At 59.9% G+C, this 13,179-nt stretch carries 12 protein-coding genes; 6 read left to right on the forward strand and 6 right to left on the reverse strand.

Annotated elements, in window-relative coordinates; translation table 11 throughout:
* Positions 1-2: 2 nt before the first annotated feature.
* The 3 genes from L901_RS13190 to hemF all read right to left on the reverse strand — a co-directional run bounded on the left by L901_RS13190 (position 3) and on the right by hemF (position 1,717).
* The gene (locus L901_RS13190) at positions 3-188 is read right to left on the reverse strand and encodes a DUF1059 domain-containing protein (protein ID WP_003523091.1); all 186 of its coding nucleotides are present in this window, start codon (positions 186-188) and stop codon (positions 3-5) included.
* 227 nt (positions 189-415) lie between these two features.
* Positions 416-682, reverse strand: coding sequence for a hypothetical protein (locus L901_RS13195; RefSeq protein WP_059757387.1), 267 nt, complete (start codon positions 680-682; stop codon positions 416-418).
* A 123-nt stretch (positions 683-805) separates the two neighbouring features.
* On the reverse strand, positions 806-1,717 hold the full coding sequence (gene hemF / locus L901_RS13200) for an oxygen-dependent coproporphyrinogen oxidase (protein ID WP_059757389.1): 912 nt from the start codon (positions 1,715-1,717) through the stop codon (positions 806-808).
* Positions 1,718-1,846: 129 nt separating this feature from the next.
* On the opposite strand from hemF, the gene L901_RS13205 reads away from it, so the two are divergent.
* Positions 1,847-2,122: a hypothetical protein gene (locus tag L901_RS13205; RefSeq protein WP_003523094.1), complete on the forward strand. Its 276-nt coding sequence runs from the start codon at positions 1,847-1,849 to the stop codon at positions 2,120-2,122.
* 34 nt (positions 2,123-2,156) lie between these two features.
* Here L901_RS13205 and L901_RS13210 read toward each other — a convergent pair whose 3' ends face one another.
* Together L901_RS13210 and L901_RS13215 are read right to left on the reverse strand one after the other, a co-directional pair.
* Positions 2,157-3,809 carry a Na/Pi cotransporter family protein gene (locus L901_RS13210; protein WP_059757393.1) on the reverse strand — a complete coding sequence of 551 codons (1,653 nt, stop codon included), beginning with the start codon at positions 3,807-3,809 and terminating at the stop codon, positions 2,157-2,159.
* A 172-nt stretch (positions 3,810-3,981) separates the two neighbouring features.
* The gene (locus L901_RS13215; RefSeq protein WP_082710622.1) at positions 3,982-4,455 is read right to left on the reverse strand and encodes a tRNA (cytidine(34)-2'-O)-methyltransferase; all 474 of its coding nucleotides are present in this window, start codon (positions 4,453-4,455) and stop codon (positions 3,982-3,984) included.
* A gap of 234 nt (positions 4,456-4,689) precedes the next feature.
* On the opposite strand from L901_RS13215, the gene L901_RS13220 reads away from it, so the two are divergent.
* The 3 genes from L901_RS13220 (at position 4,690) to L901_RS13230 (ending at position 10,006) form a co-directional block, all read left to right on the forward strand.
* Entirely contained in the window at positions 4,690-5,565 is an 876-nt protein-coding gene (locus L901_RS13220) for a phosphodiesterase (RefSeq protein WP_059757396.1), read from the forward strand.
* Positions 5,566-5,945: 380 nt separating this feature from the next.
* Positions 5,946-7,796, forward strand: a complete 1,851-nt coding sequence (locus tag L901_RS13225) for an ABC transporter ATP-binding protein (protein WP_059757400.1) — start codon at positions 5,946-5,948, stop codon at positions 7,794-7,796.
* Positions 7,797-7,996: 200 nt separating this feature from the next.
* The gene (locus L901_RS13230) at positions 7,997-10,006 is read left to right on the forward strand and encodes an ABC transporter ATP-binding protein (protein WP_371259715.1); all 2,010 of its coding nucleotides are present in this window, start codon (positions 7,997-7,999) and stop codon (positions 10,004-10,006) included.
* Positions 10,007-10,015: 9 nt separating this feature from the next.
* Here L901_RS13230 and L901_RS13235 read toward each other — a convergent pair whose 3' ends face one another.
* Positions 10,016-10,948: an endonuclease/exonuclease/phosphatase family protein gene (locus L901_RS13235; protein WP_059757403.1), complete on the reverse strand. Its 933-nt coding sequence runs from the start codon at positions 10,946-10,948 to the stop codon at positions 10,016-10,018.
* Between the two features lie 309 nt (positions 10,949-11,257).
* On the opposite strand from L901_RS13235, the gene petA reads away from it, so the two are divergent.
* Both petA and L901_RS13245 read left to right on the forward strand, forming a co-directional pair.
* Entirely contained in the window at positions 11,258-11,836 is a 579-nt protein-coding gene (petA, locus tag L901_RS13240; RefSeq protein WP_035239587.1) for a ubiquinol-cytochrome c reductase iron-sulfur subunit, read from the forward strand.
* A gap of 14 nt (positions 11,837-11,850) precedes the next feature.
* Entirely contained in the window at positions 11,851-13,173 is a 1,323-nt protein-coding gene (locus tag L901_RS13245) for a cytochrome b N-terminal domain-containing protein (protein WP_003523102.1), read from the forward strand.
* Positions 13,174-13,179 lie beyond the last annotated feature (6 nt).

Here is a 13,179-nt window from a genome sequence, read left to right on the forward strand (position 1 = left end):
GCTTAGGCCGCATTTGCCTCGTCGCGAATGCGGGATTTGATGTTTTCGATCATGTTCTCGCGGATGACGGTTTCGCCGTGCGCCGATCGCATATGTTCCACGGTGCGACGCACAACTTCGGCGTCGTCATCTGCGCGCGTGTGCCAGGCACAGCCGGGCACGAGCGTTCCACATTCAAACAGTCTCATGGTCTTGCCTCCCTGTTTTAGAGCGCCATGCGTCCGTTCGGACGCATAAAGGACGCTCTAACATTTTGAGTCTGCACATTCTCCCTGTCGAAAACCGGAATCGATTTTCGACAGGGAGAATGTGCGAGAGTGAGGGACAGCATTCAATTGCCTGCTGTCCCTCCGACAAGAAACGAATGTTCACCGCTTATGTTCCAGAGCGGCGTCCTTCGACCTTATTCAGGCCCCTATTCGGGCATCGCCCAGCACTGGAAAACAGAGGATGTGCCGGCTGCCGGAATTTTTGTACGAGGCATTTCGTCATTGTCCGCCCGCTTCACCGTTTTTCCGGCCAGCGTGCGTTTTACCTGTTCGACATAAAAGGAATGCGGCAGTTCGCGATCACCCGTGGCGCGCATTTCCGCTGCCAGGCGATCGATCAAATCAGGGGTATCGATGGATTGCGGCGCTCCCTCGGGGGAAGCAGAGATAGGCATGCTGTTCGAAGTAATCATGACGATAGCTCCTCCAGTACGTCTGCGGGGAGGAGACTATCATTGCCTTGATTTTTCCATAAGTCCTAATTTGCGCTATTTGCGACAAATTGGCTGATGAGCGTCAAATTTACGTGAGGTTTTTTAGGGCCAGCGCACTACCGGCGGTAGAGAGGAGAGAATCGATTCGACATTGCCGCCGGTCTTGAGGCCGAAGATCGTGCCGCGATCGTAGAGCAGGTTGAATTCCACATAGCGGCCACGGCGGATAAGCTGTTCGTCGCGGTCCTCTTCCGTCCAGTTCTGGTTGAAATTGGCGCGGACGATTTTCGGATAGACCAGATTGAAGGCGCGGCCGACATCCTGCACGAAGGCGAAATTGGCGTCCCAGCCGCCATTTTCCTCCTGCGGGTGCAGCCAGTCGAAAAAGATGCCGCCGATGCCGCGGGCTTCGTTACGGTGCTTCAGGAAGAAATACTCGTCGCACCATGTCTTGTAGCGCGGATAATCGGCAACCGGATGGCGGTTGCAGGTGATTTCGAAGGCGCGGTGGAAAAGCTGGCTGTCCGGGTCTTCCTGCGTCCTTCTGCGCCCCAGCACCGGCGTCAGATCCGCGCCGCCGCCGAACCAGTGGCTGGTGGTGACGACCATGCGTGTGTTCATGTGCACCGCCGGCACATTGGGGTTGACGGGATGGGCGATGAGCGAGAGGCCGGAGGCCCAGAAACGCGGGTCTTCTTCCGCTCCCGGTATCTGCTTGCGGAATTCCGGCGAGAATTCGCCATAGACGGTGGAGGTGTGGACGCCGACCTTCTCGAAGACGCGGCCTTCCATCATCGACATCTTGCCGCCGCCGCCCTCGCCATTGTCGCGCAGCCAGTCTTTCTGGACGAAACGGCCGGGCTCCTGATCGGAAAGAGGGCCGGTCAGGTCGTTTTCGAGGGTCTCGAAGGAGTTAACGATGGTGTCGCGCAGATGCTGGAACCAGGCTTGGGCAAGGGCCTTCTTGTCCTCGATGTCGTCGGGCAAGCCCTTCGGCAAGATTGGCCGTTCCATGCGTATTCTCCTTTGGTGAAGTCGATTCCCTGTCGCGTCTAGCAGGTGTAGGCCCCGCGCACAAATTCGACTCGCCAAGTTCACATGCGGGCACTATCTTTATCGATGTAGGTGCCAGAGGTGAATATCATGACGAAATTTACCGGACCGCCGCCCCTGGACGGGCTGAAGCGCAGGATCGCCAATCACCGCAAGGCGCGTGAAGGCTCGGGCGACGACAAGACGCGCAATGGCATGTTCGTGCGGCAGACCTTCTGTCTCGGACGCGAGGAAGCCCGCGCCAAGGCGCGCGAATGGTTCGACAGCTTTCCGAAAGCGGCCTACTGGACGGAAGTGGAAAGCTGGCGGCAGCTGGAAGGCGACCGCATCGAATTCACCATGCGGCGGCTTCCTTCGGCCGATTGAAATTTAGAGCGTTTTCGCCTTTCCCGGAATGCTTTTAGGCGCGGGGCTCGGCATAACGCAGGCGGCTTTCGATCAGCACACCGCTTTCATCCAGAATGGGATGCGCCACCGTGACGATGTGGGCGTTGATGCGCTTCAGATCCCGCAGCATGTCGAGATGCAGCGAACTGGTCTGCATGCTTTCCGCAAGCCCGTCGCGCAGGCGCTCGAGATGGCGGTTCGAAGACTGTTTTTCGAGCCGGCGTATATCCACCTTGCTTTCCATCAGCCGGCGGGCAAGATCGAAATCGCCGGTCACCAGAATGCTCTGGGCGGCACGCAGATTTTCGATGGTCATGTCGAACAGGGTCTTCAGCTCCTCATAGCCGTCGTCGGAAAATTTGAAGCTGTTCAGCACCTTCTTGCGAATCTGCTCGCAAATGCCCTTTTCGATGATGTCGCCGATATGTTCGAGGTTGATGGCGTAGTCGATGATGGCGATCGAACGACGCGCTTCTTCGTCGGAAAGCCCCTTGCGTCCCAGTTGCGACAGATAGACCTTCACCTCCTGCTGGCGGCGGTCGACCTTCTTTTCGAGCAGGGAAACCTCCTGAAGCGGCGCCAGATCATTATGCTTGAAGGCGTTTTCGGCGCGGATCAGCATCCGCTCGATGCTGTCGCCGACGCTCAAGACCTCGCGGGTGGCGTTGGCGAGCGCCACGACCGGCATGTCCAGCGCCTGCTGATCGAGGAAATTCGGCCCGTCTTCGGCTTTCGGATCGCCCGGCACCAGCCTTGCCATCAGGTCGGACAGGAGGCCGGAGAAGGGCCAGGCCAGCGCCGCCAGAATGACGTTGAAGATCAGATGGGCGTCGACCGGCAATTTTACCGGCGAGAGCGGCAATTGCTGCAGGAATTCCGCGCCATAGGAGGCGAGCGGCAGGGCGATGAGGCAGCCAATGGTGCGCACCAGAAGGTTGCCCATGGTGATGCGCCGCGCTGAGGCGGGGCCGGAAAGCGTGGCGATGACCGGCGGAATGGCACCGCCGAGGTTGGCGCCGAGAATGAGCACGATGATGAGGCCGGTGGAAAGCGTGCCGGTGGCGGCGAGCGACAGGATGAGCACCACGACGGCGAGGCTGGAAGACGAAACGAAGGCGAGCACGGCGGAAAAGATCAGCGCGACGGGCCATGCCCCGTCAAGCAGGCCGATAAAGACGCCGAGAGCCGGCGAGGCGCGCATCGGTTCGGTCGCGCCGCTCAACAGATGCAGCGACAGAAGCATGAGGCCGATGCCGATCAGCGCCGTTCCGCCGCCCTGCCGGGCATTGGAACTGCCCTTTTTCAAAATAATGCCCGCAAGGATCAGCAGCGGCGACAGCCATTCCACCCCGGCCGCGACGATCCATGCGGTAACGGCGGTGCCGACATTGGCGCCCAGCAGCACCACCTGCGCCATGCGTGGCCTGATGAGGTCTCGTTCAGCAAAGGAGGCGACGGTGAGCGCCGTCGCCGTCGAACTTTGCAGCGCGACGGTGGCGAAGAAGCCGGAAAAGAAGGAGCGCGGACCGTTCTGGGTGCCGGTGGCCAGCACGCTTCGCAGTTTCATGCCGAAGGCGCGGGTGACCCCGTCCTTCACTTGGGCAAGGCCGAAGAGCAGCAGCGCGACTGCGCCGAGAAGGTTGACGATGACAATGGTGGATTGCATGCGACGTCTCCTCACACCCGCCGGCGGATGGTTCCGGCGAGCACGATTTTTATTGTCCGGCTAATCAGTATAGGAGCCTCGATGCCCTCGGTACAGGCCGGGTTGCGACAGTTTTGAAGTAAAAACGGTCAAATTTTGTATTTGCCCGAAAAATTGGCGTTAAAAATGACGCCTAGGCCCATGCCACCTGGCGCAAAGCCTCGCCGGCGATCATCGCCGCCGACATGGCGACGTTGATGGAGCGCTGTCCCGCCACCATGGGGATGATGATTCGCTCCTCTGCCTTTTCATGCACATGGTCCGGTACGCCCGCACTTTCGCGGCCGAAAAGCAGGATGTCATCCGTGCGGTAGGCGATCTTCGTATAGGGCAGGGCGGCTTTGGTGGAGGCGAGAACGAGACGGCGGCCGGTAGTTGCCCGCCATTCCTCGAAACGGTCCCAGCTGACATGGCGCGTCAGCGCCGCCGCCGCGATATAATCCATGCCCGCCCGTTTCAGATTACGGTCGGAAATATCGAAACCGGCCGGCTCGATGATGTCGACGCCAAGGCCGAGACAGGCGGCCAGCCGCAGGATGGTGCCGGTGTTGCCGGGAATATCGGGCTGGTAAAGGGCGATCCTGATTTCGGGCATGGTATCGGGCATGGACGTCTCACTACGGTTGGCGTGCCCGTCCGATTATCACGGGCAGGGGTCGGGCGACAGCTATGCTGTGAAAAGTCCCTTTGAGGTGTTGTTCCCGGCTGGATGTTCATTCGCGTGACACACAGGGCGGCTACCCATTCACCAACGCATCGTCGGGTTTGCCCGGACTATCGTAAATGGTCGGGACAGGCCGTTTCGAGCCGGATTTTCTGCACGCAACAACAGGAGGACACCATGTCCGAACGGGTGAATTTCGTCCATCTGACCGATCTGCATGTGGGCAATCCGCAGGTGCAGGACGATGATCTTTATTCCGAGACCTCGGCCACGCTTTCCGCGACGCTTGCGCAGATCAAGGCGCTCGTGCCGCCACCTGAATTCATCGTCGCCAGCGGCGATCTGACCAACAGGGGCGATGCCGGCAGCTATGAGGAACTCAAGCGGCTGATGGCGGAAGCGGAACTCGATATGCCGGTGCTCTTCGCGCTCGGCAATCACGACCGCCGCGACGGTTTTTATCCGGTCATGCTCGACCGCCATGAGGATCTGGACGAGCCCTATGACCATGCCGAGGTCATTGCCGGCATCCACATCATCGTCATGGATACCAGCGTTCCGGGCAAGGTCGGCGGCGCTTTCGAGCCGGGGCAGATCGAATGGCTGGAGGATGAGCTGGAAAACCACCCCGAACTGCCGAAGCTGCTGGTGATGCACCATGCGCCGGCGCTCGATTTCGCCCGCCCGGATGCGGAGTGGGAATCGCTTTCCTTCGCGGATACCGAGGCGCTGGACGAGGTGCTGTTCGAGCATGATGTCATCGGCATTCTTGCGGGCCACATCCATTACGACCGCATGTCGCATTGGCAGGGCATTCCCGTCGTGGTCGGCATCGGCCAGCATTTCGCCACCGATCCGCTTTGGCTGCATGAGGGCGTGCGCATGTTGACCGGTGCGTCCTTCGCCATCGGTACGATAAGGGACACGGGGCTGACCGTCACCTTCGCGCCGCAGCCCAGTGATCGCCGGGAATTGAAGCGGCATACGCAGGCCGCAATGGTTGAGTTGATTGCGAGCTATGAAAGCGCAGAGGCGCAGGACGCGGCCGAATAGGGCGATGTCCGCATCGCTTAACGGGCGGAGACCTCGCGGGGTCATCTCCGCCCGTTCGCCTTTGGGCGGCACCTGCATGTTTTCTCGCGTATTCGGTGTCTTTCCGACTGGTCATTGACTAAATTTTGCGCTACAAGGCCATATCTTCAACACCAGCCAAGGGAGGTTCTCATGCTAAATGATGTTCGTATTCGCCTCCCGGCCCCAGTCGTGCCGCTGCTGGCTTAGGTGTTACTCCGCGGTTCGCCCGCGTTTCCCATTTTTCGATTCGTCATGTGGCTGTCACGGCCATATCCAAAGACTTTTCCGTTCCGTCGTGAGCCATATTTGTGTCCGCTCACCATGTCACGATGGAGCGATTGATTGCCGGAGCTTGGCCTATGTTTGGCTGGTTTGAAAAACGCCTCGATCCTTTTCCCTCTTCGGCGCCCTCCGTGCCGCCAAAGAAGCTTTTGCCGTTCCTGTGGCATTATGTGAAGCCCGCATGGCCATGGCTCCTGCTGCTTGGCCTGATGTCCATGGGCATCGCGATTGCGGAAGCCATGCTCTACAAATTCCTCGGCAATATCGTCGACTGGCTTTCCACGGCCAATCGCGAGACATTTTTTGCCGATGAGGGCTGGCATCTGATCGGCATGGCGGCGCTGGTGCTATTCCTGCTGCCGCTGATGGGCGCGATCCACACCATGACGATGCACCAGACGCTTGCCGGCAATTTCGGCATGATCGCGCGCTGGAAGATGCACCGTTTCCTGCTGCGCCATTCCATGAACTTCTTCGCCAACGAGTTTGCCGGCCGCGTTTCGACCAAGGTGATGCAGACGGCGCTGGCGATCCGCGAAGTGGCGCTGAAGGTGATCGACGTCTTCGTTTATGCGATCAGCTTCGTCGTCTCGATGCTGTTCATGGTCGCGGCGGCGGACTGGAGACTGGTCATTCCGCTGCTGGTCTGGCTCGGTATCTATATGGCCATCCTCGCTTATTTCGTGCCGAAGCTCGGCCGGCTGGCGCAGGAGCAGGCCGATGCACGCTCGATGATGACGGGCCGGATCGTCGACAGTTACACCAATATCTCGACGATCAAGCTGTTTTCCCATGCGGGGCGCGAGGAAAGATATGCGCGTGAGGGCATGAACGTGTTTCTCGGCACGGTTCACCGCCAGATGCGCAAGATTTCCGGCTTCAATATCCTGATCGACCTCAACAACGCCCTGGTGCTGTTTTCCACGGCGGCGCTCGGTCTTTATTTCTGGATGCAGGGTTCGGTCACGGCCGGTTCGGTCGCCATCGCCATCAGCCTTGCCATGCGCGTCAACGGCATGTCGCAGTGGATCATGTGGGAAGTCACCTCGCTGTTCGAAAATATCGGCACGGTCTATGACGGCATGTCGATGATGACGAAACCGCACGACATCGTCGACGTTCCGAAGGCGCCTGAGCTTGCGGCCCCGCAGGGCGCGATCCGTTACGACAATGTCCGTTTCCACTACGGCAAGAACAAGGGCGTGATCGACGGGCTGACGCTCGACATCAAACCGGGCGAAAAGGTCGGTCTGGTCGGGCGTTCGGGTGCGGGCAAGACGACGCTGATGAACCTGCTTCTGCGTTTCTACGATCTGGAAGCGGGCAGGATCACCATCGACGGGCAGGACATTTCCAAGGTGTCGCAGGACAGCCTGCGCGAGCTGATCGGCGTCGTGACGCAGGATACCTCGCTGCTGCACCGGTCGATCCGCGACAACATCGCCTATGGTCACCCCGAGGCCACGGACGAGCAGGTGATCGCGGCGGCGAAGCGGGCGAATGCCTGGGACTTCATCGAAACGCTTGTCGACATGCATGGTCGTCAGGGCCTCGATGCGCAGGTGGGCGAACGCGGCGTGAAGCTCTCCGGCGGCCAGCGCCAGCGTATCGCAATCGCCCGCGTCTTCCTCAAGAATGCACCGATCCTGGTGCTGGACGAGGCGACTTCGGCGCTCGACTCGGAAGTCGAGGCGGCGATCCAGGAAAACCTGTTCTCGCTGATGGAAGGCAAGACGGTGATCGCGATCGCCCACCGCCTTTCGACGCTGACAGAAATGGACCGGCTCATCATTCTCGACAAGGGCCGGATCGTGGAGGCGGGCAGCCATGCGGAACTGGTGGCGATGGGCGGTATCTATGCCGACCTGTGGCGACGCCAGTCCGGCGGCTTCATCGCCGACCATGAGGCGGAAGTGGCGGCGGAGTAAGGAGAAGCGAGAGGGCGGCAAGCATGGTTTCCCGCCCTCTCGCCTATGATATGTGCGCTAACCTCTCCTCCGTCATGCCGGCCTTGAGCCGGCATCCAGCCACGGCGCGTCTGCGCCGTGAGAGGAGTCTTTTGCGATCAAGGACTTGATCGCGCTGGACCCCGGATCTAGTCCGGGGTGACGGTGTGGGGATGCAGCCGATGCGCAAAATATCGCTGGGTCGATTTAAGGACGGGGAACGTTTCCCGCCCTTTTTCATTCCCCGAATGTTACCGAAATATAATCTCTTCCCGAAGCCTTCGCGGCTGTTCCCGCTCCGGGAATCCGCCTATATCCGGATCATGGTTATTACCCGCATCTTCGAGTTTTTCGAGAACTGGATAAAGCCCTTCGCCCGCAAGGACGATTTGCGGCCGCCTGAAAGCACGTTCGCCTTTATCTGGTTCTACATCTCGCAGGCCAAGGCGCCGTTTTTCGCCATGCTGGTGCTGGGCGGTTTGACGGCCGCCATCGAGGCGGCGCTGTTCTGGTTCGTCGGGCGGCTGGTGGATATTCTCTCCACCGTGAAGCCGGAAGAGGGCTGGGCGGGGCTGCTTGCGGCCCATGGCGGCGAGCTGGTGGGCATGCTGGTGCTGATCGGCGTCGTGCGTTTTATCGTCACCATGGTAACGGCGCTGGTGGATCAGCAGATCATCACGCCCGGGTTTTACAATCTGGTGCGCTGGCAATCCTATATGCATGTGGCGCGGCAATCGCTGACCTTCTTCCAGAACGATTTTTCCGGCCGCATCGTCACCAAGGTCTGGTCGGGCGGGCAGGCGGCGGGCGATCTCGTCACCTCCCTGATGGAAAGCGTGTGGTTCGTCGGCATTTATTCCGTTTCCATGCTGTTCCTGATCGGCGGGCTGGACTGGCGGCTTGCGGTCGTCGTCGTCGTCTGGGTGGGGATATTCTCGCTGCTGGCGCGGTATTTCGTGCCGCGTATCCGCTACCATTCCAAGGAAACGGCGGAAGCCGCCTCGATGCTCTCCGGCCGCATGGTGGATGCCTATAGCAATATCCAGACGCTCCGGCTGTTCGGGCGCGACGACGCCAATGACCGCTACATGCGGCAGGGTTTCGACATTTTCCAGCATGCGACGATGACATTCACCCGGTTCATCACCGGCGTGCGCGCCTCCATGGCGCTTCTGTCCGGCGTGATGATCACCTCCATGGCCGCGCTCTGCATCGATCTGTGGCTTTCCGGCAAGATCAGTTCCGGTGCGGTGGCCTTCACGCTGGCGCTGGTGCTGCGCCTCAATTTCCTGCTTGGCCGGCTGATGACGCAGTTCAACGGCATCATGCGCAATTTCGGCACGGTGCAGAATGCCGCCGAGCTGATTTCGCAGCCGATCGGTCTCGTCGATGCGCCGGAGGCGACGGTGCTGGAGGTCAGGAAGCCGGGCATTCGTTTCGAAAATGTCAGCTTCCATTACGGGCGGGCGAACGGCGTCATCGACCATCTCAATCTCGAAATCAGGGCAGGCGAGAAGGTTGGCATCGTCGGACGTTCCGGGGCGGGAAAATCCACTCTCGTCAATCTGCTCCTGCGTTTTTACGATGTCGAAAAAGGCCGCATCCTGATCGACGGGCAGGATATCGCCAGGGTGACGCAGGAATCGCTGCGCGCCCATATCGGCATGGTCACACAGGATACGTCGCTGCTGCATCGCTCCATTCGCGACAACATCCTGTTCGGCCGCACCGACGCCACCGAAGCGCAATTGCAGGAGGCGACGCGCCGGGCCAAGGCGGATGACTTCATCGCCAGGCTCGAGGATCAGCGCGGCCGCAAGGGGTTCGACGCACATGTGGGCGAACGCGGCGTGAAATTGTCCGGCGGCCAGCGCCAACGCATCGCAATCGCCCGCGTGATGCTGAAGGACGCACCGATCCTCGTGCTCGATGAGGCGACGTCGGCGCTCGATTCGGAGGTGGAGGCGGCAATCCAGAGCAATCTGGATGAGTTGATGCAGGGCAAGACGGTTCTGGCCATCGCCCATCGCCTGTCGACGATTGCCGCTCTCGACCGGCTGATCGTGATGGACCAGGGGCGCATCGTCGAACAGGGCAGCCATTCCGATCTGGTCATGCAGGGCGGTCTTTATTCGGAACTCTGGGCGCGGCAGTCGGGCGGTTTTCTTGCCGCGGACGAAGCGGCGCAATAAGGCCTTCGGCTATTTCCCGATCATGAAGTCCGCCATCAGGCCGTAATGATTGGAACCGAGGCTGTCGGGCAGACGGGTGGTTTTCATCAGCGTCGCCGGTTCGCGGGCGAAGATATGGTCGATGGCGATGCCGAAGCGGCCGGCCTCTGTCGGCCATGTGGCGGGTTCGAAGGTCGCTTTCTTCAGATCGTTGGCGGCGAGGAAAGCGCGCATGTCAGGGGCGATGCTGGCCGAATTGAAATCTCCGGCCAGAATGAGCGGCCCGGTGACGCGAAAGAGAACTTCACTCACTTCATCGAGTTCATCGCGATGATAATCGTCGAAATAGGGCTTGGTGATATGCCCGGCGGCGAGCGTCAGTTCCGTGCCGTCGAGATCGATATGGGCTATGGCGAACCGATCCCGCCGAAGATCGCTGAGGCTGTGGAAACGGGCTTCCAGCAACGGTCTTTTTGACAGGATGACCAGATCGCATCCGGGCGTTCCGGTGTAACAGCCAAGCCTGTGCGGATAGGTTTGCTGCAGTCGCGGCAGGGCCGATTTCAGCGCCGCCGCCTCGAAGAGATAGACGGCATCCGCGCCCGATTCGAGAATCGTGTCGGCAATTGCATCCGCATTGGCGGCATTGTCCATCAGCACGTTGAAGGACAGCAGCCGGAAGGGTTTGGCGCCCGGCGCGGGGGTGGCGGATGTGGAAAATTCCAGAAGCATGGCAATGGCATGGATGGCGAGCGCAAACGACCAGACGACGAGGAGTGCCGAAACCGCGTCGCGCGTCAGCCAGAAAATGAGGCATGCCAGCAGGATACAGACGATGGCGATGTGCAGCTGGAAACTGGTGACGAAGGCGAGAAGCCAGAAATCCGTCACATAACGCAGGCTGGCGACGAAAAGAACGGCAGCCACCGCCGTGGAGACCATGCAAGAGAGCTTCGCCGTCATCCGAATCCCTGCTTTCCGCGCTCTCCCTTGAAGTCTCCTAACATGGTGCATGGATGCGCACAATGTTGCCCGCCTGCCAAGGACGGCGAAAAAATGCGAGCCAAATCGGCCCCCTCCGGCAGAATTACGGCAGCTTTGTGTGCTTTGCTCTTGCCAAGTCAGTCAATATTTTGCGATCAAACACATGACGCGGTTTCTCAAATGCCGCGAGAATGACCAGGACGATGGGACGGAGTTTGTCTTGGATCAAATCATAGCGGGAGGACTCATGCGATTTACGGCAAAAACAGCGCAGAGGATGGTGTAGCGGTGAGCGAGCACGTAACCAATCACGACGCTTCGGGTGAACCGACCCGTCGCGATTTTCTTTACCTAGTGACGGGAATGGCGGGCGCTGTCGGTGCCGCCGCAGTTGCATGGCCCTTTATCGACCAGATGCGTCCCGATGCATCGACGCTGGCGCTCGCCTCCATCGAGGTGGATGTCACGGCCGTCGAGCCGGGCATGTCGCTTACCGTGAAGTGGCGCGGCAAGCCGATTTTCATCCGCAACCGCACGGAGAAGGAAATCGAGGAAGCCAAGGCCGTCGCTCTCGGCGATCTGAAGGATCCCGTGGCGCGCAATGCCAACATCGCCGCCGACGCGCAGGCGACGGATATCGACCGCTCCGCCGGCGAGGGCAAGGAAAACTGGATCGTCATGGTCGGTTCCTGTACCCATCTCGGTTGCATTCCGCTCGGCCAGGCCGGCGATTTCGGCGGGTGGTTCTGTCCCTGCCATGGCTCGCACTACGATACGGCGGGCCGCATACGTAAGGGTCCGGCGCCGCAGAACCTCGCCATCCCGACATTTGCATTCACATCCGATACCGTGATCAAGATCGGATAAGGGGACAGATATTCATGAGTGGTCATTCCAGTTATCAGCCGTCCACCGGCATCGAAAGGTGGATCGATTCGCGGCTTCCCTTGCCGCGCATGATCTATGACAGCTTCGTTGCCTATCCTGTCCCGCGTAACCTGAACTACGCCTACACCTTCGGCGCGATGCTTTCCGTCATGCTGCTGGTGCAAATCCTCACCGGCGTCGTGCTGGCCATGCATTATGCGGCCGAAACGACGGTCGCCTTCAATTCCGTCGAAAAGATCATGCGCGACGTCAACCACGGCTGGCTGCTGCGCTACATGCATGCCAACGGTGCGTCGTTCTTCTTCATCGCGGTTTATCTGCATATCGCCCGTGGCCTTTATTACGGCTCCTACAAGGCGCCGCGCGAAATCCTCTGGATTCTCGGCTGCGTGATCTTCCTGCTGATGATGGCGACGGGCTTCATGGGCTACGTTCTGCCCTGGGGCCAGATGTCCTTCTGGGGCGCAACCGTTATCACCGGTTTCTTCACGGCTTTCCCGGCCATCGGCGAATGGATCCAGCAGTTTCTGCTCGGCGGCTTTGCCGTTGATCAGCCGACGCTGAACCGCTTCTTTGCGCTTCACTATCTGCTGCCCTTCATGATCGCAGGCGTCGTGATCCTGCACATCTGGGCGCTGCATGTGACCGGCCAGACCAACCCGACCGGCGTTGAAGTGAAGAGCAAGACCGACACGGTTCCCTTCACGCCCTATGCGACGCTGAAGGATGCGCTCGGTGTTTCCGTGTTCCTGATCGGTTATGCCTGGTTCGTGTTCTACATGCCGAACTTCCTTGGCCACCCCGACAACTACATCATGGCCGATCCGCTGAAGACGCCGGCGCATATCGTTCCGGAATGGTACTTCCTGCCATTCTACGCCATGCTGCGCGCCATCACCTTCAACATCTGGATCATCGATTCCAAGCTGGGCGGCGTTCTCGTGATGTTCGGCGCGATCGTCGTGCTGTTCTTCCTGCCCTGGCTCGATACGTCGAAGGTGCGTTCCGCCGTCTATCGTCCCTGGTACAAGATGTTTTTCTGGCTGTTCGTGGTCAATGCCATCATGCTCGGCTGGCTGGGTTCACGCCCGGCGGAAGGAACTGGCCTGATCGGCCTGCTCACCGGCGATCTGAAAGGCAATTATGTCGGCTATTCGCAGCTCGGCACGCTTTATTATTTCGGTTTCTTCCTCGTCATCATGCCGATCCTCGGTCTGGTCGAAACGCCCCGGCGTATTCCGAATTCGATTACCGAGGCCGTTCTCGAAAAGAACGCCGCCAAGACGGGTGCCGCATCTGCGGCTGCCGAAGTCTGAGCGCGA

It is taken from the genome of Agrobacterium sp. D14 (assembly GCF_001526505.1).
Taxonomy (GTDB): domain Bacteria; phylum Pseudomonadota; class Alphaproteobacteria; order Rhizobiales; family Rhizobiaceae; genus Agrobacterium; species Agrobacterium leguminum.

What these genes read in the sequence shown, in the direction of transcription:
- L901_RS13190 (WP_003523091.1), bottom strand. Translation starts at nt 188, where the DNA reads ATGAGACTGTTTGAATGTGGAACGCTCGTGCCCGGCTGTGCCTGGCAC.
- L901_RS13195 (WP_059757387.1), bottom strand. Translation starts at nt 682, where the DNA reads ATGATTACTTCGAACAGCATGCCTATCTCTGCTTCCCCCGAGGGAGCG.
- hemF (WP_059757389.1), bottom strand. Translation starts at nt 1,717, where the DNA reads ATGGAACGGCCAATCTTGCCGAAGGGCTTGCCCGACGACATCGAGGAC.
- L901_RS13205 (WP_003523094.1), top strand. Translation starts at nt 1,847, where the DNA reads ATGACGAAATTTACCGGACCGCCGCCCCTGGACGGGCTGAAGCGCAGG.
- L901_RS13210 (WP_059757393.1), bottom strand. Translation starts at nt 3,809, where the DNA reads ATGCAATCCACCATTGTCATCGTCAACCTTCTCGGCGCAGTCGCGCTG.
- L901_RS13215 (WP_082710622.1), bottom strand. Translation starts at nt 4,455, where the DNA reads ATGCCCGATACCATGCCCGAAATCAGGATCGCCCTTTACCAGCCCGAT.
- L901_RS13220 (WP_059757396.1), top strand. Translation starts at nt 4,690, where the DNA reads ATGTCCGAACGGGTGAATTTCGTCCATCTGACCGATCTGCATGTGGGC.
- L901_RS13225 (WP_059757400.1), top strand. Translation starts at nt 5,946, where the DNA reads ATGTTTGGCTGGTTTGAAAAACGCCTCGATCCTTTTCCCTCTTCGGCG.
- L901_RS13230 (WP_371259715.1), top strand. Translation starts at nt 7,997, where the DNA reads ATGCGCAAAATATCGCTGGGTCGATTTAAGGACGGGGAACGTTTCCCG.
- L901_RS13235 (WP_059757403.1), bottom strand. Translation starts at nt 10,948, where the DNA reads ATGACGGCGAAGCTCTCTTGCATGGTCTCCACGGCGGTGGCTGCCGTT.
- L901_RS13245 (WP_003523102.1), top strand. Translation starts at nt 11,851, where the DNA reads ATGAGTGGTCATTCCAGTTATCAGCCGTCCACCGGCATCGAAAGGTGG.